Raw genomic sequence first — 22,901 nt, 5'->3', positions numbered from 1 at the left:
CTGCGCGGCAACGTCAGCGGCGTACCAGCAGTACGCCGGACTCCATGTGATGCGTCCACGGGAACTGGTCGAACAAGGCGCAGCGCTCGATACGGTGGGTATCGTTGAGCTGGGCGATGTTGGCGGCCAGGGTCTCCGGGTTGCAGGAGATGTACAGGATGTTGTCGAAGCGCCGGGTCAGCTCGCAGGTGTCTGGGTCCATGCCGGCGCGCGGTGGGTCGACGAACACGCTGCCGAAGTCGTAGGACTTCAGGTCGATATTGGCCAGGCGACGGAACGGGCGCACTTCGTTGAGGGCCTGGGTCAGCTCCTCGGCGCTTAGACGCACCAGCTCGATGTTGTCGATGCCGTTGTCGGCCAGGTTGGCCAACGCGGCACTCACCGAACTCTTGCTGATCTCGGTGGCCAGCACCTTTCTGACGCGAGTGGATAGCGGCAGGGTGAAGTTGCCGTTGCCGCAGTACAGCTCCAGCAGGTCATCGTCACGCTGGCCGAGGGCTTCGTGGGCCCAGTCGAGCATCTTCTGGCAGACCAGGCCGTTGGGCTGGGTGAAGGCACCCTCGGGCTGGCGATAGCGGAAGGTGCGACCGGCCACCTGCATTGCTTCCTGCACGTAGTCGCGGCCGATCACCAGGCGCTGGCCACGCGAACGGCCGACCAGGCTGACGCCCAGCTTGGTCGCCAGTTGCTCGGCCTCGGCCTGCCACTCGGCGTCGAGCGGACGGTGGTAGCACAGGGTGATCAGCGCATCGCCGCTCAGGGTGGTGAGGAACTCGACCTGGAACAGCTTGAACGACAACACCCGGCTGGCCTGCCAAGCCGCCTTTAGCTGGGGCATCAGCTCGTTGATACGTAGGCTAGCGATGGGGAACTCGTCGATCAGGATCGGCGTGTGCTTGTCGCCAGCGGCGAACATCGCGTAGTGGCGCTCCTCCTGCTCGCGCCACAGGCGGAACTCGGCGCGCAGGCGGTAGTGCTCGCCCGGCGAGTCGAACACCTGCGGCTCGGGGGCGGAAAAGGGTGCCAGCAGCTCGCGCAGGCGGGCGACCTTCTCGTCCAACTGGGCGGCGTAGGCAGCCGCGTCACGCACCTGAGTCATGCGTTGACGCCGAAGGCGAATTTGGCGACGAAGATCGCGGCGAGTACCACCAGTGCCGGGTTGATCTCCTTGAAGCGACCCGCCATGGCCTTGATCACCACCCAAGCGATGAAGCCGAAGGCGATGCCGTTGGCGATGGAGAAGGTCAGCGGCATGGCCAGGGCGGTGATCACCACTGGTGCGGCGACGGTGATGTCGTCCCAGTCGATTTCGGCCAGGCCGGAAGTCATCAGCACGGCGACGAACAGCAGCGCCGGGGCGGTGGCGAACGCTGGTACGGTGCCGGCCAGCGGGGCGAAGAACAGGGCCAGCAGGAACAGAGCGGCAACCACGATGGCGGTCAAGCCGGTACGGCCACCGGCGGCCACGCCCGATGCGGATTCGATGTAGCTGGTGGTAGTCGAAGTGCCCAGCAGCGAGCCGCCCATGGCAGCGGCGCTGTCGGCGATCAGGGCGCGGCCCATCTTCGGCAGATGGCCGTCCTTGCTCATCAGACCGGCGCGCTTGGCGACGCCGATCAGGGTGCCGGTGTTGTCGAACAGGTCGACGAACAGGAAGGCGAAGATCACGCTGATCATGCCCACGTCCAGCGCGCCCATGATGTCCAGCTGCAGGAAGGTCGGGGCCAGCGACGGTGGCATCGATACCACGCCGCCGAACGGGGTGACGCCCAGGCCGATGGCGATGGCGGTAACCACCAGAATGCCGATCATCACCGCACCGGTCACGCGACGGGCTTCGAGGGCGACGATCAGGAAGAAACCGAGTATCGCCAGCAGTGGGCCCGGGCTGTGCAGGTCGCCGAGGCCGACCAGAGTGGCCGGGTTGTCCACCACCAGGCCTGCTTCCTTCAGTGCGATCAGGGCGAGGAACAGGCCGATGCCGGCGGCGATGGCCGAGCGCAGCGGCAGCGGGATGCTGTTCACGATCCACTCGCGGATGCGGAAGATCGACAGCAGGAAGAACAGGGTGGCGGAGATGAACACCGCGCCCAGGGCTACCTGCCAGGTGTGGCCCATGTGCAGGACCACGGTGTAGGTGAAGAAGGCGTTTAGGCCCATGCCCGGCGCCAAGGCGATCGGGTAGTTGGCGATCATGCCCATCAGGGCCGAGCCTATGGCTGCAGCCAGGCAGGTGGCGACGAAGATCGCACCCTTGTCCATGCCCGTCTCACCAAGGATCGCCGGGTTGACGAAAAGGATGTACGCCATGGTCAGGAAGGTGGTGACTCCGGCGAGGATCTCGGTCCGCACATTGGTATTGTGCGCCTTGAGTTGGAACAGCTTTTCCAGCATGGTGGACTCCCGTGGGGCTGGTGCGGCAATGGTTTGCGGACTGCGAAAGCAAAGCACAAAGGCTGCCAGCTCGACGAAGAACGAGTGCAGATTCGGCCGGGTCCGGAAAAGCCGCGCACTATACCAGCTCACCTGCGAGCGGTGAATTTATGACCGGACGGACAGCATCGGTTTCCGTCCGAGGAGCAGCCCGATGATCCAGCGCGCCCTGATTGCCGTCGCCGACGGCGTCGAAGACATCGAAACCATCACCCTGATCGACGTGCTGCGGCGTGCCGAGGTGGAAGTGGTGGTTGCCAGCATCGAGAGCCGCCGCATGTTCACCTGTGCCCGTGGTACCCGGGTCACCGCGGATACCATGCTGGCGGACGTGCTGGCCCAGGACTTTGACCTGGTCGTGCTGCCCGGTGGCATGCCGGGTGCCCAGCACCTGGCCGACCACCAGCCGCTGGCCGACAAGGTTCGCGAGCAGGCTGCCGCTGGCAAACTGTTCGCTGCCATCTGCGCCGCCCCGGCCCTGGCCTTGCAAGGTTACGGCGTGCTCAAGCAGCGCCGGGTGACCTGCTACCCGGCGTTCAGTGATCGCCTGTCCGGCTGCACCTTCGTCGATCAGCCGGTGGTGGTCGATGGCAACTGCATCACCAGCCAGGGTCCGGCCACCGCGCTGGAGTTCGCCCTGACCCTGGTCGAGCAGCTGGTCGGCAAAGCCAAGCGCAAGTCGGTGGCCGAAGCTATGCTGGTGCACGTGTGAGGGCGCTGCTTACGGTACTCATGCTGAGCCTGCTGTCCGGCTGCGCCAGCGAGGCGCGCCTGCCTTCCTCGGAGCATCAGCTCGGCATCCATCCGGCCCGCACCGCCAGTGCCGACGGCCTGCAGGCGATGACCGACCGCCACAGCGGCGTGCGCCTGTGGGTTGCGCCGCAGCCGGTGTTGACCGAGGCGGATATACAGCTGGCAGAGATGGCACTTACCCCAGCCGGTGAGCCAGCGGTGGTGTTGACCCTGAGCTCCGAGGGGCGCGCCACCCTGGCCGAGGTTACCCGCCGCTATCTTGGTCAACCCCTGGCATTCGTGGTCGATGGCGAACTGCGCCTGGCGCCCATCGTCGATGAGCCGGTGCTCGACGGCCGCGTCGCCCTGACCGGCTTCGACTCGCTGCAGGAAGCCGAAGCGCTGGTGCAGGACTGGAATCGCTGAGCACAAAACAAAGAACCGGTGAGCGCGGGGCGATCACCGGTTCGTCTGGGGCACTTCACGCGAACATCCTTCTGCAGTACGAGGAACGCCTGTTCTGTGGTTGCCGGCCTGGGGTCAGGCTACGGCCTTGCCTTGTTTGGTGTTGAAATAGCCACTGTCGGCAACGTCACGACCCTGTTTGGTGTTGAAGTAGCCGCTGTCGGCGACATCGCGGCCTTGCTTGGTCTGGAAGTAGCCACTGTCGGCGACATCACGACCTTGCTTGGTCTGGAAGTAGCCACTGTCTGCGACGTCACGGCCTTGCTTGGTCTGGAAGTAGCCACTGTCGGCAACATCACGACCTTGTTTGGTCTGGAAGTAGCCACTGTCGGCGACATCACGACCTTGCTTGGTCTGGAAGTAGCCACTGTCGGCGACGTCACGGCCTTGCTTGGTCTGGAAGTAGCCACTGTCGGCGACGTCACGGCCTTGCTTGGTCTGGAAGTAGCCACTGTCGGCGACATCACGACCTTGCTTGGTCTGGAAGTAACCGCTGTCAGCAACGGTGCGGCCTTGCTTGGTGTTGAAGTAACCGCTGTCGGCATAGGCGCCGGCGGACAGGGTGGCGGTAATCAGGGCGGTGGTGAGAAGAAGCTTTTTCATGATCGGTGACCTCGTACTGGGGGTGGTTGAGGAGTACGGGGCCTATGGTCGTGGCTGACCCGCCCTGACGGAAGTCAGCCTTTTCCATAGTAGGAATCGATCTCGATAATGATTGAAGAAACCCTTGCCAGCGCTGCGTTTCAGCGCGGCGGGTGGCAGCAGTCTCGCTCGTCGAGGGCCTCCAGCAGCCGGCAATGTTCGGCGTGGCCGCTGTGGCAGTCAGCCAGCTTGCCCAGCTCCGCACGCATGTTCTGCAGGTCGCGAATGCGCGCTTCGATGGTGTCCAGGTGTTCGCGGGCCATGCGGTCGGCGGCGTCGCAGGGGCTTTCCGGGTGGGCGGCCAGGTCCAGCAGGCTGCGGATTTCTTCCAGGCTGAAGCCCAGCTCGCGGCCGCGGCGGATGAAGCGCAGCCTGCGCACATCCACTTCCTGGTAGTGGCGGTAACCCGAGGCGCTGCGCTGCGGTGCCGGCAGCAGACCGCTACGCTCGTAGAAACGGATGGTTTCCAGGTTGACGCCGCTGTCGCGGGCGAGAGCGCCAATAGTCAGTGGCTTTGCCATGTTGACTCCGTAGTGGCTACAGGGTTTAGCGTAGTCTGCACCCTGACAGAGGAGATGCCAAATGGGGGCTCATTGCTGTAATCACGAAACGCCCGAGGCCGCGCTGCGTTCCAAACGCTACCGGCGCATTCTGTGGATCGCGCTGCTGGTCAACCTGGCCATGTTCGCGGTGGAGATAGGCGCGGGTCTCAAGGCCGGCTCGGTCTCGCTGCTGGCCGACTCATTGGACTTTCTCGGCGATTCCGCCAACTACGCCATCAGTCTCTGGGTGCTCGGCATGGCCCTGACTTGGCGAGCCCGTGCCGCGCAGTTCAAGGCGGTGAGCATGCTGCTGTTCGGTCTTGCGGTGCTGGGCATGGCGCTCTGGCACTGGTGGCAGGGCGAAGTGCCGAACGCGCCGACGATGGGCGTGGTGGGTACCCTGGCGCTGTTGGCCAACCTGGGGGTGGCCGTGCTGCTGTATGCCTACCGCGAAGGTGACAGCAACATGCGCAGCGTCTGGCTCTGCACGCGCAACGATGCCGTTGGTAACCTCGCGGTGCTGGCGGCGGCGCTCGGTGTGTTCGGCACCGGCAGTGCCTGGCCGGACCTGATCGTCGCCAGCATCATGGCTGCACTGGCCATCAGCGCCGCTATCCAGGTGCTGCGCCAGGCAGATGGGGAATTGAAGGATGGACACGGTCATGCGCACTGAACTGGAAGCCGCATTGCAGCAGGCCTTTGTCGAGGCCGAAGCGTCGCTGGGCCGGCGCGAGCCTGCCGATGCCCTGATCTGGCTGGAGCGGGCGCATATCCTCAGCCAGCGCATGCCGTTGCGTCATGCGCGCTCGCACTGGCTGATGCTGCAGGCCGGCTGGGCCCTGCGGGACTGGCGCGAGGTGGCAGGGCAACTGCCGCGCATTCTCGCCGCGCTACTCTTCTCGCTGATCTGGGTGCCGCTGGGTAACAGCGGCCGGGCGCGGATCAGTGCGTTCCGGCCGATGCCGCTCAGCGACGAGATGCGCCGTTTGCTGGGACAACGGTAGTGAGCTCCGCGCGCCTCGGGCTACAGCGCAGGGTTCCGGCGATCAGGTCAGGCCCATGCCCCACTTGATGGCGTAGGCGAGAAGGGTCACGGCCAGCACGCCGCCCAGCCATAGGGCGGCGAACCAGGCCAGGCGCTTGGCCAGCGGTTGTTTGCTTTCGTTCATCAGTGGTAGCCCTCGCCGACCTTCACCTTGCCGCGGAACACCCAGTAGCTGTAGGCGGTGTAGATAAGGATGATCGGCACCATGAAGGTCACGCCGACCAGGGTGAACGCCTGGCTGCTGGCCGGGGCCGAGGCCTCCCAGAAGCTCAGCGACGGCGGCACGATGTTCGGCCACAAGCTGATCGCCAGGCCCGTGTAGGACAGGGCAATCAGCACCAGCGTCAGCACGAAGGGCTGCCAGTCGATCTTCAGGTGCACGGCGCGGACGATGCCGAGGATGGTCACCGCCACCAGCGTCGGCACCGGCATGAAGTAGAACAGGTTGGGCAGGGTGAACCAGCGCTCGGCGATCGCCGGATGGGCCAGCGGCGTCCACAGGCTGACGGCGGCGATGAACAACAGCAGTACGCAGGTTAGTGGCAGCATCAGCTTGTACATCTTGTGGCGCAGCTTGCCCTCGGTCTTCAGCAGCAGCCAGGCGCAGCCGAGCATGGCATAGCCGACCACCAGGCCGGCGCCGCAGAACAGCGGGAAGGGCGCCAGCCAGTCGAACGGGCCACCGGCGAACTGGCGATCCTCGATCTTGATGCCGTTGATGAAGGCGCCGAGCACCACGCCCTGGGCGAAGGTGGCGACAACCGAGCCGCCGATGAAGGCAGCGTCCCACACGTAGCGGGTGCGCTTGGCCTTGAAGCGGAACTCGAAGGCCACACCGCGAAAGATCAGCGCGATGAGCATGATCACCAGCGGCAGGTACAGCGCCGTGAGCACCACGGAGTAGGCCAGCGGGAAGGCGGCGAACAGCCCGGCACCGCCGAGCACCAGCCAGGTTTCGTTACCGTCCCAGATCGGCGCCACGGTGTTCATCATGGCGTCGCGCTCGTCCTTGTCGCGGAAGAACGGGTAGAGGATGCCGATGCCCAGGTCGAAGCCGTCCATCACCACGTACATGAAGATGCCGAAGGCGATCACCCCGGCCCAGATCAGCGGCAGATCGATGCTCATTGGCGATTCTCCTGGTCGGCTTCGTCTTCGACGCTGTCCGCGGCGGCAGACAACGGGCGGGCCGGGGTACGGCTGTGGCCGGGACCTCCGTCCTGGTTGGCCTGAGCGAGCAGGCCCAACACCGGACCTTTGCGCATCATGCGCAGCAGGTAGGTGATGCCGACACCGAAGACGATGAAGTACACCACCACGAAGATCGACAGGGATACGCCCATCTGCGTGGCGCTGTGGTTGGACACGGCGTCGCTGGTGCGCAGCAGGCCGTAGATCACCCAGGGCTGGCGGCCGACCTCGGTGGTCACCCAGCCGGCCAGCAGGGCGATGATCCCGGACGGGCCCATCGCCAACATCAGGCGTTGGAAGCCGCGCGCTTCGTAGAGCTTGTCACCGCGACGCAGCCACAAGCCAAGCGCGCCACAGAGGATCATCAGCAGGCCCAGGCCGACCATCACGCGGAAGCTCCAGAACACGATCAGCGCATTCGGCCGATCCTCCGGCGCCCAGTCCTTGAGGCCCTTGATCTCGCCATCGATGTCATGGGTGAGGATCAGGCTGGCCAGGCGCGGGATACCGATGGCGTAGTGGGTGGTCTCGGCCTGCATGTCGGGGATGCCGAACAGCAGCAGCGGCACGCCCTTCTCGGTTTCCCAGTGGCCTTCCATCGCGGCGACCTTGGCCGGCTGGTGCTTGAGGGTGTTCAGGCCGTGGAAGTCGCCGATCACGGCCTGGATCGGCGCGACGATCAGCGCCATCCACAGGGCCATGGAGAACATCATGCGCGTGGCCGGGTCACGCTTGCCCTTGAGCAGGTGCCAGGCGGCAGTGGCGCCGACCACGAACGCGGTGCTGAGGAAGGCCGCCACCGCCATGTGCGCCAGGCGATAGGGGAAGGACGGGTTGAACACGATGTCCCACCAGGATTCGGGCGTGAACACGCCGTCCACCAGGGTGAAGCCCTGCGGGGTGTGCATCCAGCTGTTCGAGGAGAGGATCCAGAAGGTCGAGATCAGCGTGCCGATGGCCACCATCAAGGTGGCGAAGAAGTGCAGGCCTCGCCCGACCTTGTTCAGGCCGAACAGCATGATCCCGAGGAAACCGGCCTCCAGGAAGAAGGCGGTGAGCACCTCGTAGGTCAGCAGCGGCCCCATGATGCTGCCGGCAGCCGTGGACAGCTCGCTCCAGTTGGTGCCGAACTGATAGCTCATCACCACACCGGAGACCACGCCCATGCCGAAGGTGACGGCGAAGATCTGCAGCCAGAAGCGGTAGAGGTCGTAATAGACGTCCTTCTTGGTCTTCAGCCACAGGCCTTCGAGCACCGCCAGGTAACTGGCGAGGCCGATGCTGATGGCCGGGAAGACGATGTGGAAGGAGATGGTGAAGGCGAACTGGATTCTGGCCAGCTCCGTTGCATCCAGGCCGAACATGTATGGCCACTCCTGAAATTGATCTGGATCAATATTCCGTCAACTTAGACCTTGGTCGTAGTCGGCGGATTGTCGCATCGGGCGAAATGTCGCAGGTCTTTCTTTAATTGAAAGTAATTATCAATTGATATATTTTCGCGGATTGTCATTCATCACATCGCCTCCGTGTCTCCGCCACCCGATCCCAGCTCCGTCGACGGTCAGTTCGAGAGCCATTCCGCCGAGCTGCTGCGGTTCCTTACGCGGCGGGTCAAGTGTGCGGAGTTGGCGGCCGATCTGCGCCAGGAAACCTGGCTGCGCTTTCGTCGGCGCGAGTCTGGGGAGGAGATCGGCAATCTGCGTGCTTTCCTCTACCGCATCGCGCGCAACCTGATCATTGACCATCGCCGCCAGCAAGAGTCGCGACCAATTGAGGAGGAGATTTCCACCGAACTGGTCAGTGCCCAGCCTTGCCCGGAGCGGGCGGCCAGCGATGCCCAGCGCCTGGAGCTGTTGCAGCGTGTGGTGCAGGGCTTGCCGCCTCACCTGCGCCAGGCTCTGCTCTGGAATCGTCTGGATGGAATGACCCAGCGCGAGATCGGCGAGCGCCTGGGTGTCTCGGAAAGCATGGCTGGACGCTATATCCTGAAGGCCCTCGAACACTGTCAGCAGCAGATGGACCCGCAGCCGTGATCCACTCTTCGATCTTCGACCAGGCCCGGCAATGGCAGGTGCTACTGCACTCCGGCCGTGCCTCCGCGGCTGATCGCGACGCCGCGCAGGCCTGGCGCCATGCGGCGCCCGAGCATGATCAGGCGCTGCGTGAGGTGGAGGGCCTGTGGGCGTTGCTCGGTGAGGTCGAGCGGCCGGCCGAACTGCCGCAGGTGCGCGCAGTGCGCCGACATCGACGCTGGGCCCTCCCACTGGCCAGTGCGGCGATGCTACTGCTCGCCCTGTGGCTGCCGCGTGGCACCTGGGTCGGTTTGTATGCCGACATCAGCACCCGGCCGGGCGAGGTGCGCGAGCTGCGCCTGGAGGACGGCTCGCTGCTCACTCTCAACGGCGACTCGGCGCTGGACTGGCGGTTCGTCGACGGTCGCCGCGAGGTGCGGCTGTATCGCGGCGAGGCGGACTTCCAGGTGGCCCATGATCCGGCGCGACCGTTCACGGTCAGCGCTGGTGAGGCACGCATCAGAGTGACCGGTACACGCTTCGACGTGCGCCTGGAAGAGGGCGGCGTTGATCTTGCGGTGAGCGAGGGCCGGGTCCTGGCCTCCAGCGAAGGTAGCGAGGCGCAGCCGGTGGTGGCAGGCCAGCAGGTGCAGTGGCGCGCCGGTGAGCTGCAGGCCATACAGGCATTGGACGCCCGCCAGCGCCTGGCCTGGCAGCGCGGCAAGTTGGTGTTCCGCGACAGGCCACTGGAGCAGGTATTCGCCGAGCTTGAGCGCAGCCAAGGCGCTCGGGTGCTGTTCGTCGACGATGCGGCGCGCGCGCTGCAGGTGACCGGGGTGTTTGCCCTGGACGATCCGCAGGCGGTGCTGCGTGCCGTGGAGGGCACACTACCGGTACGTCTGGTGCGCCTGCCGGGGCTGATCCTGGTCGCTTCGCGCGACTGATAGCCCTGCCACGCCTGCTCTCGCGAAGATTTCGAAAATATTTTTGCGGAGCCGGTTCAGAAATGCGTCGTGCTTTCGTCTTCTGTCCCTGCAAATGCGACTTCTTCGCATGAATAGCCAAGGACATCAGCATGCGGTCGACCTCTTTCTTCCCGGCGCTAGCCGCCCTTCCCCTGGCCCTCGCTGCCGCTCACGCGCAAGCCGTCGAGCTCGACGTGCCGTCCCAGCGTCTCGATGCGGCGCTGACCGACTTCGCCGAACAGGCCGACGTACGTCTGTTGTATGACGCGGGCCTGACCCGCAGCAGTGGTTCGGCACCGGCGCTGAAGGGCGATTATTCGGTGGCCGAAGGCCTGCAGCGTCTGTTGCAGGGAAGCGGGCTGACCTTCCAGATCGGCACCGATGGTACCGTCACGCTGGTGCCTTTATCGGCCGAGCAGGGCTCGGTGGAGCTAGGCACCACCACAATCAGCAGCCTCGTGGAGGGGCGGGCCGATCTGCCGAGCGAGTACGCCGGCGGCCAGGTGGCGCGTGGCGCGAACATCGGGGTGCTGGGCAACCAGGACATGCAGGACACGCCTTTCGCCTTCTCCAGCTACACCTCCGATCTGATCGAGACGCGCCAGGCGCAGACACTGGCCGATGTGCTGGCCAGCGACCCGGGCATACGCCAGTCCTTTGGTTTCGGCAACTTCTCCCAGGTGTTCGTCGTACGCGGCTTCCAGTTGTTCAGCGATGACATTTCCCTCAACGGTCTGTACGGCGTGCTGCCGCGCCAGATCATCTCCACCGAGTCGGTCGAGCGGGTCGAGGTGTTCAAGGGGGCCAATGCCTTCATCAACGGTGTCGGCCCTGGTGGTAGTGGCGTTGGCGGTGCGATCAACGTGGTCTCCAAGCGCGCCGAGGATACGCCCACGCGACGCGCCACTCTGGACTACGCCAGCGATGCCCGAGTGGGTGGTCACGTCGACCTCGGCCAGCGTTTTGGCGAGGACAACCGTTTCGGCGTCCGGGTGAATCTGGCCCAGCGTGAGGGCGAGACGGCGGTCGACGAGGAACATTCCCGCTTCAGCCTGGCCACGGTCGGACTGGACTATCGCGGCGAACGCCTGCGCCTGGCTGCTGATCTCGGCTATCAGAAGCAGCGAGTCAACGAAGGGCGTTCGGTGGTCTACCTGACCACCACGGGGGCCACCAGTACCCTGAACGGCAAGACGCCGTCCGCGCCGGATTCAGACCAGAACTATGCACAGCCCTGGAGCTGGTCGCAGCTCGAGGACAGCTACGGCATGTTCAGTGCCGAGTATGACCTGTCACCTTCCTGGACGGCCTACCTGATCGCGGGCGGCAAGTACACTCGTGAGAACGGCATCTATGCGTCCAACTACGTGTATGGCGCGAATGGCGATGCACGCATCGGCCGGCTCTATTCGCCGCTGGATCAGGAGACCCTGAGTGCCGTTACCGGCCTGCGCGGCGAGCTGGCGACCGGCCCGGTCAGCCACCGGATCAACCTGGCGGCCAACGGTATCTGGCAGGAGAAGCGCAATGCCTTCGAGTCCACGGCAGTGGGCAGTCGTGGCTTCGGCAATCTTTACCAGGGGTATCCCGTGGTGGAGCCGCTGGCCACCACCATCTCCGGCGATCTCCATGATCCGGACACCACTGCGAAGGTGCAGAACAAGAGCCTGGCGCTATCCGATACCCTGGGTTTCTATGAGGATCGTGTGCTGCTCACCCTGGGCGTAAGGCGCCAGACCATCGGTGCCGATGCCTGGAGCTCGGCCACCGGCGCACGGACCTCCAATTATCAGGAGAGCATCACCACGCCGGCCTATGGCTTGGTGGTGAAGCCCACCGAGTACCTGTCGTTGTATGCCAACCGCGTCGAGTCTCTGCAGCAGGGGCCAACCGCGCCGGGTGCCGCTATCAACAACGGGGCGATGTTCGCTCCCTATCGCTCCAAGCAGATGGAGGTCGGTGCCAAGCTCGACTGGGGCAGCTTCGGCGGCAGCCTGAGCCTGTTCCGCATCGAGCAACCGCAGGGCGTGCTTGGCGGCGACGGCTACTATCGGGTGGATGCCGAGCAGCGCAATCGTGGCGTCGAGCTGAGCTTGTTCGGTGAACCGCTGAATGGTCTGCGCCTGTTGAGCGGCGTGACCTGGACCGAGGCCGAGCTGAGCGGTACCGCCGGTGGTCGCGATGATGGCAATCAGGCGGTGGGTGTGCCCCAGTTCCAGTTCAACGTGGGTGCGGACTGGGATGTGCCGGGCGTAAACGGGCTGAGCCTGAATGGCCTGTTGTTGCGCACCGGCGGGCAATTCGTCGACACCGCCAACGAGTACAGCATTCCGGCCTGGACCCGCGTCGACCTAGGCGCCCGCTACCAGACCAAGTTGGACGGCAGGGCTGTGACCTTCAACACGGTGCTGGAGAACGTGGCCGACGAGAACTACTGGGCGTCGGCCAACGGTGGCTATCTGACCCAGGGATCTCCGCGCACGCTCAAAGTATCGGCCACCGTCGATTTCTGAGCCGACAACGGTATGCAAGAGGGCGCCTATGGCGCCCTCTTCATTGTGCCCGGCACGCTTACTTGGTGGCTTTCAGCACCACGAACTTGGGGGTGGCCGCGACCTGCTCCACGCCGCGGAACAGGCGTTTGAGCTTGGCGTGATAGCCGAGGTGGCGGTTGCCGACGATCCATAGCTCGCCCCCGGTAACCAGTGCCACGCGGGCCTGCTGGAACATGCGCCAGGCGAGGAAGTCGCCGACCACCTGTTGCTGGTGGAACGGTGGATTGCACAGCACTAGGTCCAGCGAATCCGGTGCCTGGTCGGCCAGGCCGTCGGCGGCACGGAATGTCGCCGGTCGCTCGCCGAGCGCCGCGCGCCAGTTCTCCTCGGCGGACTGCACGGCCATGTAGGACTCGTCCACCAGGGTCAGCTCGGCCTCGGGGTTGGCCAGGGCGTAGGCGATGCCCAGCACCCCGTTGCCGCAACCGAGGTCAGCCACCCGTTGCACCTGCAGGCGTTTGGGCAGGTGTGGCAGAAAGGCGCGGGTGCCGATGTCCAGATCGTCGCGGCAGAACACGTTGGCGTGGTTGACCAACTCCAGGGCCGGCTGGTCCAGCCTGTAGCGGGTCGGGTAGGGCGAAGTCGGTGCTGGTTTGGCTTCGGGCGTCGCCGTCAGCAGGCGCGCCTTCTTCACCGCCAGCGAGGCCTGTAGCGGGCCAATGTACCGCTCCATCAGCTCGCCGGCGGTGCGTGGCAGATGCTTGATCATCGCGCCGGCGATCACCCTGGCGCCAGGCGCCAACTGGCCGTGCAGGCGGATCAGCTGTTCCTCGAGCAGGGCCAGGGTCTTGGGCACGCGTAGCAGCACCAGGTCGAACGGACCCTGCACGGTCTCGCTGGCCGGTACGAAATGCACGCTGTCGGCAACCAGGTCGTTGCGCGCCAGGTTCTTCTGCAGGGCCAGGTGTCCCAGGTGCGAATCGCCGCTGCTGGTCACCCGGCAGTGCGGGGCCAGCGAGCAGGCCAGGGCGCCGAAACCGTCGTTGAGCAGCAGTACCCGGCTGTCCGCCTGCAAGCCCAGCTCATGGACATGGGCGAGCAGATACTCGTCAGCAGCATCGAAGGCCTGCAATGGCTCGTTGGCCATCTCGGGCTGGCGGATCAGGTCGAGCTGGGCGAAGGGCGTGGCGAGAGTCGGCATGGTGGCGGGATCATGTGCAGAACAGCAGGCATTGTCCTAGATGCATAGGTAAATGTCTCGAAGTGAGAAACAAGCGGCTTGTGACCAGCAGGTGCAACCCGGAGAATATGCAGTCACTTGCCGCCGTAGAAGTTCTGCAGTGGGTGGCATGCCCCAATAACAAATCGGATGGCCGCGCGACCTGAGCGCAGGCACCGTCCGAACCCCGGCCCCAGTGGCCCACATCCCCAACCAGTCATCCGCCCCGCAGTCTTGTGGGGCGTAGCTATTGCCTTGCCTCAAGGAAGTCCATGAAGTACCTGTCCGCGCTTTGCCTGTCGTTCGCCATGCTGTTCTCCATGCCGGTTCATGCCGAGCCCATCCTGATCAAGTTCTCCCACGTGGTGGCCGAGGACACACCCAAGGGCCGTGGTGCCCTGTTGTTCCAGCGCCTGGTGGCCGAGCGCATGGGCGATGCGGTAAAGGTCGAGGTCTATCCCAACTCCACTCTGTTCGGTGATGCCGACGAGATGGCCGCGCTGAAGCGCGGCGAGGTGCAGATGCTGGCGCCTTCGGTGTCCAAGTTCGAGTCCTACACCAAGCAGCTGCAGGTGTTCGACCTGCCGTTCCTGTTCGACGACCTGGAGGCCGTGAAGCGTTTCCAGCGTCGCGAGAAGAGCCGCCAGTTGCTGCGCTCCATGGCCAGCCATGACATCTACGGCCTAGCCTTCTGGAACAACGGCATGAAACAGCTCTCCGCCAACCGTGAGCTGCGGGCGCCGGCCGACGCCAAGGGCCTGGCTTTCCGCATTCAGGCCTCCAGTGTGCTGGAGTCGCAATTCGCCGCACTTGGCGCCCAGGCCAAGCGCATCCCCTTCGGCGAGTCGCTCAAGGCGCTGCAGGCCGGCACCGTGCAGGGCACCGAGAACGCCTGGTCGAACATGACCGCGGCCGGCTTCGACCAGGCCCAGCCGTTCATCACCGAAACCAACCACGGCTCGCTCAACTACATGCTGATCAGCTCCTCGTCGTTCTGGCAGAGCATCCCGTACGCCACTCGTACCGAGTTGGAGTCGATCGTCGAGGAAGTCACCGCCCAGGTGAACAAGGACGCCGAACAGCTCAACCGCCAGGGGCGCGAGCAGCTGGCTGCTGCCGGCAAGGCGCACCTGATCGGCCTGAGCAAGGAAGAGCGCGCCGCCTGGCGTGTGGCCATGCAGCCGCTGTGGAAACAGTATGAGGCGGAGATTGGTGCCGATGTGTTGCGCGCCGCGCAGACCGTCAACCGCCGCTAATCCCTGCGAACTGGTGGTGTTTGTCCGGCGCCCTTTGCGCGAGACTGCGAGGGTATGCAGATGCAAGGGGGCGCCATGACCGCCAGCGAAGAGAAGTTCACCCGCCAGACGCTCACCGAAGTGCGTGTCTGGTCGCCCAGCCTGTTCAGCCTGGTTTGCACCCGCGATGCCGGTTTCCGCTTCCGCGCCGGGCAGTTCGTTCGGCTGGGGGTGCGCAAGGCCAGCGGCTGCATCGTCTGGCGCGCCTACTCGATCGTCTCGGCGCCGCATGACGACTATCTGGAGTTCTTCTCCATCGTAGTGCCCGGTGGCGAGTTCACCAGCGAGCTGAGCCGCCTCAAGGCCGGCGACGAACTGCTGGTGGAGAAGCAGGTAACCGGCTTTCTCACCCTCGACCGCTTCCCCGATGGTCGTGACCTCTGGCTGATTGGCACAGGCACCGGGCTGGCGCCGTTCCTCTCGATCCTGCAGGACCTGGAGGCCTGGCAGCGCTTCGAGCGTATCGTGTTGGTGTACAGCGCGCGCGACTGTGGCGAGCTGGCTTATCAAGCGTTGATCGCCGAGCTACCGCAGCGCGAGTGGTTGGAAGGGGCGGGGCACAAGCTGCAGTACATCCCGGTGGTGACTCGCGAACAGGTGCCTGGTGCGCTCAATGCGCGGGTCACCACGCTGATCGAGAACGGCGAGCTGGAACGTGCCGTCGGCCTGGCGCTGAGCCCCGAGCACTCGCGGGTGATGCTCTGCGGCAACCCGCAGATGATCGAAGACACCCGCGCGGTGCTCAAAGCGCGCGACATGCAGCTATCCTTGAGTCGCAGGCCCGGCGCTGTGGCGGTGGAGAACTACTGGTAGAGCGGTTCGCCACGTCGTTAAGAATTGGTAACGGTTTGGCGCTTAGGAGTTGGCGGCGGTCCCGCTAGGATGGCCGTCCCTTTTTCGCTCAATGGAACCCATGGACAGCGACAGTTGCCAGCCACCCCCGAGTGGCCTCCCTTCCCTCGACGCCCGCGCGCGTCTGCCCCTGATTTCGCCTGAACGATACGCCCTGCGCCACGTCTACCGTGCCTGCGCTGCGTCGACGCCTGCCCGGAGGAATGCATGATCTTCGAATGGATGGCCGACCCCACTGCGTGGCTCGGCCTGCTGACGCTGATCGTCCTGGAGATCGTCCTCGGCATCGACAACCTGGTGTTCATCGCGATCCTCGCCGACAAGCTGCCGCCGCACCTGCGTGACCGCGCACGGCTGATCGGCCTGAGCCTGGCGCTGATCATGCGCCTGGGCCTGCTGGCCAGTATTTCCTGGTTGGTGACCCTGACCGAGCCGCTGATCGAGGTGTTCGGCCACAGCTTCTCCGGGCGTGACCTGATCATGCTGTTCGGTGGTGTGTTCCTGCTGTTCAAGGCCACCATGGAGCTGCACGAGCGCCTCGAAGGCCGCACCCATCAGCCGGGCGGCAGCCGCACCTATGCTCTGTTCTGGCCGGTGGTGGCGCAGATCGTCGTGCTCGACGCAGTGTTCTCCTTGGACGCAGTGATTACCGCCGTGGGCATGGTCGAGCATCTGGAAGTGATGATGATTGCCGTGATTATCTCGATCGGCCTGATGATCGTCGCCAGCAAGCCGCTGACCGCCTTCGTCAACGCCCACCCGACGGTGATCATGCTGTGCCTGGGCTTCCTGATGATGATCGGCTTCAGCCTCACCGCCGAAGGCCTGGGCTTCCACATTCCCAAGGGCTACCTGTACGCGGCCATCGGCTTCTCCATTCTTATCGAGGTGGCCAACCAACTGGTACGACACAAGCGTAAGCGGCAGATGCAGAACGGCCGTGGCATGCGTGAACGCACCGCACACGCCGTGCTGCGCCTGCTCGGCGGCAAGGTCGAGGCCGACGAGGTGGGCGAGGAAATCGCCGACATGCTCGAGGGCGGTGCCGGCGAGGCCGCGCTGTTCGACCGTCGTGAACGGGTGATGATCCGCGGCGTGCTGGGCCTGGCCGAGCAGCCGATCACCGAGGTGATGACCGGACGCATGGAGGTCGACCATATCGACCTGGGCCATTCCCCCGAGCAGATTCGCCAGGCCCTGCTGGAGTCGCCGCACTCGCGTCTGCTGGTGATCCGCGACGGCCAGGTCGACGAGCCGCTGGGCTTCGTGCATAAGAAGGAGCTGCTCAAGGAACTGCTGGACCAGCGCGAACCGGATATCGAGGGCCTGCTGCGTCAGCCGCTCAATCTGCCGGACAGCTGCGCGGTGCTCGGCGCCCTGGAGCAGATGCGCCAGGCTTCGACCCACGTGGCCTTCGTGGTCAACGAGTTCGGTGGCTTCGTCGGCCTGCTGACCCTGACCGACATCCTTGAGGCCATCGCCGGTGAGCTGCCGGACGCCAGCGAGGTGGACGGCCCGGACATCGAGCCGGAGGGCGCTGGCTTCCGCGTCAGTGGTGCGCTCAACCTGGCTCTGCTGCGTTCGCGCATCGGCCTGCAGGCCCAGGCCACCGAGGACTACCAGACCCTCGCCGGCCTGGTAATGAGCCTGCTCGACCGCCTGCCTGCGGTGGGTGACGAGGTGCAGTTCGCCGGTTGGCGCATGCGCGTGGAAGAAGTGCACGAACGGCGGGTCAACCGCCTGCTGCTCACCCGCGAGCAGTCGTGAAAATGAAAACGGCGCCCTTGGGCGCCGTTTTTCTTATTGCTTCTGCTGCTTGAGCAGATCACGAATCTCCGTCAGCAGCACTTCCTCTGCCGTCGGTACCGGTGGCACGGTCGGCGCCTCGGCCTCTTCGCGCTTGAGTTTGTTGATCACCTTGACGCCCATGAAGATGGCGAAGGCGACGATGACGAAATCGAGCACGGTCTGGATGAACTTGCCGTAGCTAAGCATCACCGCCGGGATGTCGCCCTCGGCGGCCTTGAGGGTGATGGCCAGGTCGGAGAAGTCGACCCCACCGATCAGCAGGCCGATCGGTGGCATGACTACATCGCCGACGAAGGAGCTGACGATCTTGCCGAACGCCGCGCCGATGATGATACCGACGGCCATGTCGACCACGTTGCCCTTGACCGCAAAGGCCTTGAATTCGTTGAGGATGCTCATGTTTCACTCCCTGGGTTTCTGGTTATGTGGTGCAGTGTAAACCAGCCCAGAGGCCGCTCGGTGCGGCCGCGGGGCTGAGGTGGAACCGGTCAGTGCCGGCTCGGCGTGGGGATCAGGCACCGTTGGCCTTGCGCAGGCGCTCGGCGATCTTGTCCTTGAGCTGGACCCGCTCGTTCTTCAGGGCATGCAGGGCCAGGTCGTCCAAGGCCTGGCGGCCGTCTTCCACCTCGTAGATGCGTTTGTCCAGGCTCTCGTAGTGCTGGGCCAGCTGGGCGAAGTGCGCGTCCTCTGCATGCAGGGTCTGCAGCTGCTGGCGGTACTCGGGGAATTCTCGGGTCAGTGGATGGTGTTCGAGCGGCATGGTCAGATGACTCCTTCTGGTGCATGTGGGTTCAGCCTAGCTCAGCGGTCGTTGCCAACTCCTTTCAGGAGGCGGACGGTCGTGACGGTTTGATCCCGGTCAATGGCCCCGGGCTCGGGGGCGGCTAGGGTTAGACACCTTTTTCAGGAGCTTACGCCCATGCATGTCGAACACCACCCGCTGGCCAAGGACTTTCCCGAGCTGCGCAGCGAGCTGCAACGTCTGCGCCAGGAGAACCAGCACTTCGCCCGCCAGGCCGAGGAATATGAGGTGCTGGACAAGCGCATCTGCCGTGTAGAGGACGGTGCGGAACTGCTCGACGATGCCTCCCTCGGCCGCCTGAAGCTGGCTCGTGTCGCCCTCAAGGACGACCTCGCCCGCCAGCTGCGCATCGCCGCCGGCCAATGCTGCGGCTGCGGCAACGGCTGCGCCGGCTAGTCCACCCCGTTCGTAGGGGGCGTCGTACGCATCAGCCTCGCATTCGTTGCGTGCGGCGTTCCCTACACCTCCCTCGCGCTCAGTGCGCCGCCGGGGTGATCAGGTAGTTGATCAGCTCGGGTTCATCGTCCAGCGCCACCTGGCGCGACGGTCGCAGCAGTCCCGGCAGCACGGCCTGCCAGAACGCCGCGGCAATGTTGTCCTGTGGGTGGAAGCGCACCAGCCAGGCTTCGTCGCCCGAACACAGCACCCGCTCGGACAACGCCCGACCTATTCCATGCCGGCGATAGCGCTTGAGCACGAACAGGTCGGCGAACTCCAGGGCGTCTATGCCGGCCAGTTCGCTGCGTTCGATCAGCAGGAAACCGGCGATGAAGCCGTCCGCCAAAATCAGATTGGCGCTCCAGTCGGGTTCCTGCCAGTAGCGCGCCAGGTGCGGCTCGTGGAGGTAGAAGCGTCCGTCCGTTTCCACGTCTTCCTCCTCCCAGTCCGACGACTCGTAGGCGTAGTACTGATAGAGGTTGGCGATCAGCGGTAGCTGCTCGGCCGTGGTCGGGACAAGTTCGATCTGCATGAGGAGGCAAGGGCAGTGAATGGACAGCCATTATCGCCGCATCCGAGCTCCTGAAAAATGGCTAATCTGATCGAAAAAAGACGTCAGCATGGGCAGCAGCAAGGAGTCGTTTCGATGAAGTTATGGATGCAAGGGCTCTTGTTCAGCCTGTTGGCATGGGGAGGGGTGGCCGCAGCGGCCATGCTGGAGGAGGATGTGCTGCCGCCGGCACAGCTGAGCGCTGCTGAGCAGTCCGAGGTCGATGCCATGGTCCTGCCGGTTCCTCCGGCCTGGATCGGCGATCTGGATGGAATGCGCGCCAGCCGCACTGTGCGCATTCTGGTTCCTTACAGTAAGACCTTCTACATGGTCGACCGCGGCCAGCAGCAGGGTGTGGCCTACGAGTACGGCAAGGCCCTCGAAGCCTGGCTGAATGCCAAGCGCCCGCTGGGCAAGAAGTCCCAGCGCTGGAACGTGATGTTCATCCCGACCAACCGCAACGAACTGCTGCCCAAGCTACTGGCGGGCTACGGCGATATCGCCGCTGGTGGACTGACTCAGACCGAAGGGCGTTTGCAGACCGTCGATTTCACTGATCCGGTCTACCACGATGTGCAGGAGGTATTCGTTACCGGCAAGGGCAGTCCTGTGTTGACGCGAATCGAGGATCTGGCTGGGCAGGAGGTTTACGTCCGGCCATCGAGTAGCTACTTCGAACACCTGGTTGCCCTCAACCAGCGATTCAAAGCGCAGGGGCTGGCGCCGATGAAGATCATGCCGGCCAATGAGAACCTGGAAACCGAGGATCTGTTGCAGATGGTCAATGCCGGCCTGTTCGGCATTACGGTGGCCGACGATCACATCGCCAGGCTATGGCAGGCGCTGTACAGCGACCTGGTCATCCACGAGAGTTTCCCGCTGAGCAAGGGCAGCAAGCTGGGTTGGGCTCTGCGCAAGAACAGCCCGCAGCTGAAGGCCGCGTTGAACGAGTTCACCAAGGGCCACAAGATCGGCAGCGAGTTTGGCAACATCATGCATCGCCGCTTCTTCAAGAACAGCAAGCGGGTGAGCAACGCCGTCTCCGAGGCGGAAATGGTCAAGTTCAATGCGTTGGTCGGCCTGTTCGAGAAGCATGCCGGCGCCTACGATTTCGATCATCTACTGCTGATGGCGCAGGGCTTCCAGGAGTCGCAGCTGGATCAGGCTGCGCGCAGCAAGGCCGGTGCGGTGGGCGTCATGCAGCTGCTGCCGAGCACTGCCCAGGAAGTCGGTGTGAGCGGCGTCGAGAGCAGCGCCGACCGTAATATCGAGGCCGGCAGCAAATACCTGCGGCTGATCGCCGACACGTACCTGAATGATCCGGAGATCACCCCGGTCAATCGCCTGCTGCTGAGCTTCGCCGGATACAACGCCGGGCCGGGCAACCTGATGAAGTTCCGCCGGCTGGCGGAGAAGTCCGGGTTGGACCCGAACGTCTGGTTCGGCAATGTCGAGCAGGGCGCCGCGCGCATCATTGGGCGCGAGACGGTGGATTACGTGGGCAACATCTACAAGTATTACGTGGTGTACAAGCTGGCCGCGCAGAAGACTCGTGAGCGCCAGATCGCTGGCCAGTCCGTGGGGTTCTGAACGGGTTGCTGCCGACGCGCGGCCCAGCCGCTATGATCGGCGCTTTTCCAGCGGGCGGAGATTTCCATGGCCAAGGCCAAGCGCATGTATGGCTGCACCGAGTGCGGCGCCACATTTCCCAAGTGGGCCGGGCAGTGCGGAGAGTGCGGGGCCTGGAACACCCTGACCGAGACCATGATCGAGAGCGGCGGCGCCGCTGCGCCGTCCGGGCGTGGCGGCTGGGCCGGGCAGCAGGCGCAGATCAAGACCCTGGCCGAGGTCAGCATCGAGGAAGTGCCGCGCTTCTCCACCGTCTCCGGTGAGCTGGATCGGGTACTCGGCGGCGGCCTGGTGGACGGCTCGGTGGTGCTGATCGGCGGCGACCCCGGTATCGGCAAGTCGACCATCCTGCTGCAGACCCTGTGCAATATTGCCCAGCGCCTGCCTGCGTTGTACGTCACCGGTGAGGAATCCCAGCAGCAGGTGGCCATGCGCGCGCGGCGCCTGGAGCTGCCGCAGGACAAGCTCAAGGTGATGACCGAGACCTGCATCGAATCGATCATCGACGTGGCGCGTCGCGAGCAGCCCAAGGTGATGGTGATCGACTCGATCCAGACCATCTTCACCGAGCAACTGCAGTCCGCCCCTGGCGGCGTGGCCCAGGTGCGCGAGAGCGCGGCGCTGCTGGTGCGCTTCGCCAAGCAGAGCGGCACGGCGATCTTCCTGGTCGGCCATGTGACCAAGGAGGGCGCCCTGGCCGGCCCGCGCGTGCTCGAGCACATGGTCGACACGGTGCTGTATTTCGAGGGCGAGTCCGACGGCCGCCTGCGTCTGCTGCGCGCAGTGAAGAACCGCTTCGGCGCAGTCAACGAGTTGGGTGTGTTCGGCATGACCGACAAGGGCCTAAAGGAAGTCACCAACCCCTCGGCGATCTTCCTCACCCGTGCCCAGGAAGCGGTGCCCGGCAGCGTGGTGATGGCTACCTGGGAAGGCACCCGGCCGATGCTGGTGGAAGTACAGGCGCTGGTCGACACCAGCCATATGGCCAACCCCAAGCGCGTAACCCTGGGCCTGGATCAGAACCGCCTGGCGATGCTGCTGGCCGTGCTGCATCGCCACGGCGGCATTCCCACCTACGACCAGGATGTGTTCCTCAACGTGGTCGGCGGGGTGAAAGTGCTGGAGACCGCTTCCGACCTGGCGCTGATGGCCGCGGTGATCTCCAGCCTGCGCAACAAGCCACTGCCGCACGACCTGCTGGTGTTCGGCGAGATCGGCCTATCCGGCGAGATCCGTCCGGTGCCGAGCGGCCAGGAGCGCCTGAAAGAAGCGGCCAAGCATGGCTTCAAGCGCGCCATCGTGCCCAAGGGAAATGCTCCCAAGGAGGCGCCGCCCGGCCTGCAGATCATCGCCGTGACGCGTCTGGAGCAAGCGCTGGACGCCCTGTTCGAATAGCCTGCGGCGTTCCGCCACCCCGACTGGCCTGGGCTTATTGCTGCAGGTCAATTTTTTCGTCATGAGCCAGGCGCAGCATGAGGCCATATCCCCAAGGAGATGGCCTCATGTTCCTGTTCTTCGATTTCTTCGCCAGAACCATCAACTACGAGCCGGGCCGGCCCAAGGACATCACCGAGGAGCGCCGCGAGGCGAGCATCGGTACACGCCGTGTCCAGGCGCGCCGCGAGCAACGGAAGGCTGTCGATGGAGAAAGACAAGACAGGGTCTGACTGCTGCATACCCTGACGGCGGCGCTGCCCGCCGGGGACGGCGTTTCTTCCTGGGGATCGGCTCTGTGCAGGCATGCCGGTGCGATTTTCCGCGAGGTGCGCTAAGCGCACCCTG

At 64.6% G+C, this 22,901-nt stretch carries 25 protein-coding genes; 14 read left to right on the top strand and 11 right to left on the bottom strand.

Annotation, left to right across the window (positions count from 1 at the left end):
* Positions 1-13 precede the first annotated feature (13 nt).
* Together trmA and IB234_RS14060 are read right to left on the bottom strand one after the other, a co-directional pair.
* Positions 14-1,099 carry a tRNA (uridine(54)-C5)-methyltransferase TrmA gene (trmA, locus tag IB234_RS14065; protein WP_192318737.1) on the bottom strand — a complete coding sequence of 362 codons (1,086 nt, stop codon included), beginning with the start codon at positions 1,097-1,099 and terminating at the stop codon, positions 14-16.
* Positions 1,096-2,394: an NCS2 family permease gene (locus IB234_RS14060; protein ID WP_192318735.1), complete on the bottom strand. Its 1,299-nt coding sequence runs from the start codon at positions 2,392-2,394 to the stop codon at positions 1,096-1,098. The genes trmA and IB234_RS14060 overlap by 4 nt, the downstream gene beginning before the upstream one ends.
* A gap of 193 nt (positions 2,395-2,587) precedes the next feature.
* On the opposite strand from IB234_RS14060, the gene IB234_RS14055 reads away from it, so the two are divergent.
* Together IB234_RS14055 and IB234_RS14050 are read left to right on the top strand one after the other, a co-directional pair.
* A complete protein-coding gene (locus IB234_RS14055) occupies positions 2,588-3,145 on the top strand; it encodes a DJ-1 family glyoxalase III (protein ID WP_192318732.1) in 558 nt (185 codons plus the stop codon).
* Entirely contained in the window at positions 3,142-3,591 is a 450-nt protein-coding gene (locus IB234_RS14050; protein WP_192318730.1) for a SecDF P1 head subdomain-containing protein, read from the top strand. Before IB234_RS14055 ends, IB234_RS14050 begins: the two co-directional genes overlap by 4 nt.
* Positions 3,592-3,705: 114 nt before the next feature.
* On the opposite strand, the gene IB234_RS14045 is transcribed toward IB234_RS14050, so the two are convergent.
* Both IB234_RS14045 and IB234_RS14040 read right to left on the bottom strand, forming a co-directional pair.
* On the bottom strand, positions 3,706-4,233 hold the full coding sequence (locus IB234_RS14045) for a hypothetical protein (protein ID WP_192318728.1): 528 nt from the start codon (positions 4,231-4,233) through the stop codon (positions 3,706-3,708).
* 140 nt (positions 4,234-4,373) lie between these two features.
* Positions 4,374-4,793 carry a MerR family DNA-binding protein gene (locus tag IB234_RS14040; protein ID WP_192318726.1) on the bottom strand — a complete coding sequence of 140 codons (420 nt, stop codon included), beginning with the start codon at positions 4,791-4,793 and terminating at the stop codon, positions 4,374-4,376.
* 61 nt (positions 4,794-4,854) lie between these two features.
* Here IB234_RS14040 and IB234_RS14035 point away from each other — a divergent pair, with 61 nt between their 5' ends.
* On the top strand, positions 4,855-5,487 hold the full coding sequence (locus IB234_RS14035; RefSeq protein ID WP_192318724.1) for a cation transporter: 633 nt from the start codon (positions 4,855-4,857) through the stop codon (positions 5,485-5,487).
* Entirely contained in the window at positions 5,477-5,818 is a 342-nt protein-coding gene (locus IB234_RS14030) for a DUF3703 domain-containing protein (protein ID WP_192318722.1), read from the top strand. Before IB234_RS14035 ends, IB234_RS14030 begins: the two co-directional genes overlap by 11 nt.
* Before the next feature lie 42 nt (positions 5,819-5,860).
* Here IB234_RS14030 and IB234_RS14025 read toward each other — a convergent pair whose 3' ends face one another.
* Genes IB234_RS14025 through IB234_RS14015 form a run of 3 tightly spaced genes read right to left on the bottom strand, consistent with a single transcriptional unit; the run spans position 5,861 to position 8,414 of the window.
* Entirely contained in the window at positions 5,861-5,983 is a 123-nt protein-coding gene (locus IB234_RS14025) for a DUF2474 domain-containing protein (RefSeq protein WP_192318719.1), read from the bottom strand.
* Entirely contained in the window at positions 5,983-6,987 is a 1,005-nt protein-coding gene (cydB, locus tag IB234_RS14020) for a cytochrome d ubiquinol oxidase subunit II (protein WP_192318716.1), read from the bottom strand. Before cydB ends, IB234_RS14025 begins: the two co-directional genes overlap by 1 nt.
* Entirely contained in the window at positions 6,984-8,414 is a 1,431-nt protein-coding gene (locus tag IB234_RS14015; RefSeq protein WP_192318714.1) for a cytochrome ubiquinol oxidase subunit I, read from the bottom strand. The genes cydB and IB234_RS14015 overlap by 4 nt, the downstream gene beginning before the upstream one ends.
* A 165-nt stretch (positions 8,415-8,579) precedes the next feature.
* On the opposite strand from IB234_RS14015, the gene IB234_RS14010 reads away from it, so the two are divergent.
* The 3 genes from IB234_RS14010 (at position 8,580) to IB234_RS14000 (ending at position 12,543) form a co-directional block, all read left to right on the top strand.
* Positions 8,580-9,086, top strand: a complete 507-nt coding sequence (locus tag IB234_RS14010) for an RNA polymerase sigma factor (protein WP_192318712.1) — start codon at positions 8,580-8,582, stop codon at positions 9,084-9,086.
* On the top strand, positions 9,083-10,009 hold the full coding sequence (locus IB234_RS14005) for a FecR family protein (RefSeq protein WP_192318710.1): 927 nt from the start codon (positions 9,083-9,085) through the stop codon (positions 10,007-10,009). The genes IB234_RS14010 and IB234_RS14005 overlap by 4 nt, the downstream gene beginning before the upstream one ends.
* Positions 10,010-10,140: 131 nt before the next feature.
* Positions 10,141-12,543: a TonB-dependent receptor gene (locus IB234_RS14000; RefSeq protein ID WP_192318708.1), complete on the top strand. Its 2,403-nt coding sequence runs from the start codon at positions 10,141-10,143 to the stop codon at positions 12,541-12,543.
* A 58-nt stretch (positions 12,544-12,601) separates the two neighbouring features.
* On the opposite strand, the gene IB234_RS13995 is transcribed toward IB234_RS14000, so the two are convergent.
* Complete coding sequence (locus IB234_RS13995; protein ID WP_192318706.1) at positions 12,602-13,726, bottom strand: methyltransferase; 1,125 nt, start codon at positions 13,724-13,726, stop codon at positions 12,602-12,604.
* A gap of 290 nt (positions 13,727-14,016) precedes the next feature.
* Between IB234_RS13995 and IB234_RS13990 the strand changes: the two genes are divergently transcribed.
* The 3 genes from IB234_RS13990 (at position 14,017) to IB234_RS13980 (ending at position 17,658) form a co-directional block, all read left to right on the top strand.
* Entirely contained in the window at positions 14,017-15,000 is a 984-nt protein-coding gene (locus tag IB234_RS13990) for a DctP family TRAP transporter solute-binding subunit (protein ID WP_192318704.1), read from the top strand.
* Between the two features lie 75 nt (positions 15,001-15,075).
* Positions 15,076-15,852, top strand: a complete 777-nt coding sequence (locus IB234_RS13985; protein WP_192318701.1) for a ferredoxin--NADP reductase — start codon at positions 15,076-15,078, stop codon at positions 15,850-15,852.
* A 246-nt stretch (positions 15,853-16,098) separates the two neighbouring features.
* Positions 16,099-17,658, top strand: a complete 1,560-nt coding sequence (locus IB234_RS13980) for a TerC family protein (protein ID WP_192318699.1) — start codon at positions 16,099-16,101, stop codon at positions 17,656-17,658.
* 33 nt (positions 17,659-17,691) lie between these two features.
* Here IB234_RS13980 and mscL read toward each other — a convergent pair whose 3' ends face one another.
* Together mscL and IB234_RS13970 are read right to left on the bottom strand one after the other, a co-directional pair.
* Entirely contained in the window at positions 17,692-18,099 is a 408-nt protein-coding gene (gene mscL / locus IB234_RS13975) for a large-conductance mechanosensitive channel protein MscL (protein ID WP_192318696.1), read from the bottom strand.
* 112 nt (positions 18,100-18,211) lie between these two features.
* Positions 18,212-18,460 carry a YdcH family protein gene (locus IB234_RS13970; RefSeq protein WP_192318694.1) on the bottom strand — a complete coding sequence of 83 codons (249 nt, stop codon included), beginning with the start codon at positions 18,458-18,460 and terminating at the stop codon, positions 18,212-18,214.
* A 159-nt stretch (positions 18,461-18,619) separates the two neighbouring features.
* Between IB234_RS13970 and IB234_RS13965 the strand changes: the two genes are divergently transcribed.
* Complete coding sequence (locus IB234_RS13965) at positions 18,620-18,898, top strand: YdcH family protein (RefSeq protein ID WP_192318692.1); 279 nt, start codon at positions 18,620-18,622, stop codon at positions 18,896-18,898.
* Between the two features lie 79 nt (positions 18,899-18,977).
* Here the strand turns inward: IB234_RS13965 and IB234_RS13960 are convergent, their stop codons facing one another.
* Positions 18,978-19,472 carry a GNAT family N-acetyltransferase gene (locus IB234_RS13960; protein WP_192318690.1) on the bottom strand — a complete coding sequence of 165 codons (495 nt, stop codon included), beginning with the start codon at positions 19,470-19,472 and terminating at the stop codon, positions 18,978-18,980.
* Positions 19,473-19,586: 114 nt separating this feature from the next.
* Between IB234_RS13960 and IB234_RS13955 the strand changes: the two genes are divergently transcribed.
* The 3 genes from IB234_RS13955 (at position 19,587) to IB234_RS13945 (ending at position 22,786) form a co-directional block, all read left to right on the top strand.
* Positions 19,587-21,080 carry a lytic transglycosylase F gene (locus IB234_RS13955; RefSeq protein WP_225580574.1) on the top strand — a complete coding sequence of 498 codons (1,494 nt, stop codon included), beginning with the start codon at positions 19,587-19,589 and terminating at the stop codon, positions 21,078-21,080.
* 66 nt (positions 21,081-21,146) lie between these two features.
* A complete protein-coding gene (gene radA / locus IB234_RS13950; protein ID WP_192318688.1) occupies positions 21,147-22,514 on the top strand; it encodes a DNA repair protein RadA in 1,368 nt (455 codons plus the stop codon).
* Between the two features lie 107 nt (positions 22,515-22,621).
* A complete protein-coding gene (locus tag IB234_RS13945) occupies positions 22,622-22,786 on the top strand; it encodes a hypothetical protein (protein WP_192318686.1) in 165 nt (54 codons plus the stop codon).
* The last annotated feature ends 115 nt before the right edge of the window (positions 22,787-22,901 follow it).

This window comes from Pseudomonas sp. PDM16, assembly GCF_014851865.1.
Lineage (GTDB): Bacteria > Pseudomonadota > Gammaproteobacteria > Pseudomonadales > Pseudomonadaceae > Aquipseudomonas.
Note: the sequence above shows the minus strand (reverse complement) of the source record. Positions and strands in the feature narration are given on the sequence as shown.

Excerpts from the sequence above, each read along its gene's own strand:
- trmA (WP_192318737.1), bottom strand. The coding sequence starts at position 1,099 with ATGACTCAGGTGCGTGACGCGGCTGCCTACGCCGCCCAGTTGGACGAG.
- IB234_RS14060 (WP_192318735.1), bottom strand. The coding sequence starts at position 2,394 with ATGCTGGAAAAGCTGTTCCAACTCAAGGCGCACAATACCAATGTGCGG.
- IB234_RS14055 (WP_192318732.1), top strand. The coding sequence starts at position 2,588 with ATGATCCAGCGCGCCCTGATTGCCGTCGCCGACGGCGTCGAAGACATC.
- IB234_RS14045 (WP_192318728.1), bottom strand. The coding sequence starts at position 4,233 with ATGAAAAAGCTTCTTCTCACCACCGCCCTGATTACCGCCACCCTGTCC.
- IB234_RS14040 (WP_192318726.1), bottom strand. The coding sequence starts at position 4,793 with ATGGCAAAGCCACTGACTATTGGCGCTCTCGCCCGCGACAGCGGCGTC.
- IB234_RS14035 (WP_192318724.1), top strand. The coding sequence starts at position 4,855 with ATGGGGGCTCATTGCTGTAATCACGAAACGCCCGAGGCCGCGCTGCGT.
- IB234_RS14030 (WP_192318722.1), top strand. The coding sequence starts at position 5,477 with ATGCGCACTGAACTGGAAGCCGCATTGCAGCAGGCCTTTGTCGAGGCC.
- IB234_RS14025 (WP_192318719.1), bottom strand. The coding sequence starts at position 5,983 with ATGAACGAAAGCAAACAACCGCTGGCCAAGCGCCTGGCCTGGTTCGCC.
- cydB (WP_192318716.1), bottom strand. The coding sequence starts at position 6,987 with ATGAGCATCGATCTGCCGCTGATCTGGGCCGGGGTGATCGCCTTCGGC.
- IB234_RS14015 (WP_192318714.1), bottom strand. The coding sequence starts at position 8,414 with ATGTTCGGCCTGGATGCAACGGAGCTGGCCAGAATCCAGTTCGCCTTC.
- IB234_RS14000 (WP_192318708.1), top strand. The coding sequence starts at position 10,141 with ATGCGGTCGACCTCTTTCTTCCCGGCGCTAGCCGCCCTTCCCCTGGCC.
- IB234_RS13995 (WP_192318706.1), bottom strand. The coding sequence starts at position 13,726 with ATGCCGACTCTCGCCACGCCCTTCGCCCAGCTCGACCTGATCCGCCAG.
- IB234_RS13990 (WP_192318704.1), top strand. The coding sequence starts at position 14,017 with ATGAAGTACCTGTCCGCGCTTTGCCTGTCGTTCGCCATGCTGTTCTCC.
- IB234_RS13985 (WP_192318701.1), top strand. The coding sequence starts at position 15,076 with ATGACCGCCAGCGAAGAGAAGTTCACCCGCCAGACGCTCACCGAAGTG.
- IB234_RS13980 (WP_192318699.1), top strand. The coding sequence starts at position 16,099 with ATGATCTTCGAATGGATGGCCGACCCCACTGCGTGGCTCGGCCTGCTG.
- mscL (WP_192318696.1), bottom strand. The coding sequence starts at position 18,099 with ATGAGCATCCTCAACGAATTCAAGGCCTTTGCGGTCAAGGGCAACGTG.
- IB234_RS13970 (WP_192318694.1), bottom strand. The coding sequence starts at position 18,460 with ATGCCGCTCGAACACCATCCACTGACCCGAGAATTCCCCGAGTACCGC.
- IB234_RS13965 (WP_192318692.1), top strand. The coding sequence starts at position 18,620 with ATGCATGTCGAACACCACCCGCTGGCCAAGGACTTTCCCGAGCTGCGC.
- IB234_RS13960 (WP_192318690.1), bottom strand. The coding sequence starts at position 19,472 with ATGCAGATCGAACTTGTCCCGACCACGGCCGAGCAGCTACCGCTGATC.
- IB234_RS13955 (WP_225580574.1), top strand. The coding sequence starts at position 19,587 with ATGAAGTTATGGATGCAAGGGCTCTTGTTCAGCCTGTTGGCATGGGGA.
- radA (WP_192318688.1), top strand. The coding sequence starts at position 21,147 with ATGGCCAAGGCCAAGCGCATGTATGGCTGCACCGAGTGCGGCGCCACA.
- IB234_RS13945 (WP_192318686.1), top strand. The coding sequence starts at position 22,622 with ATGTTCCTGTTCTTCGATTTCTTCGCCAGAACCATCAACTACGAGCCG.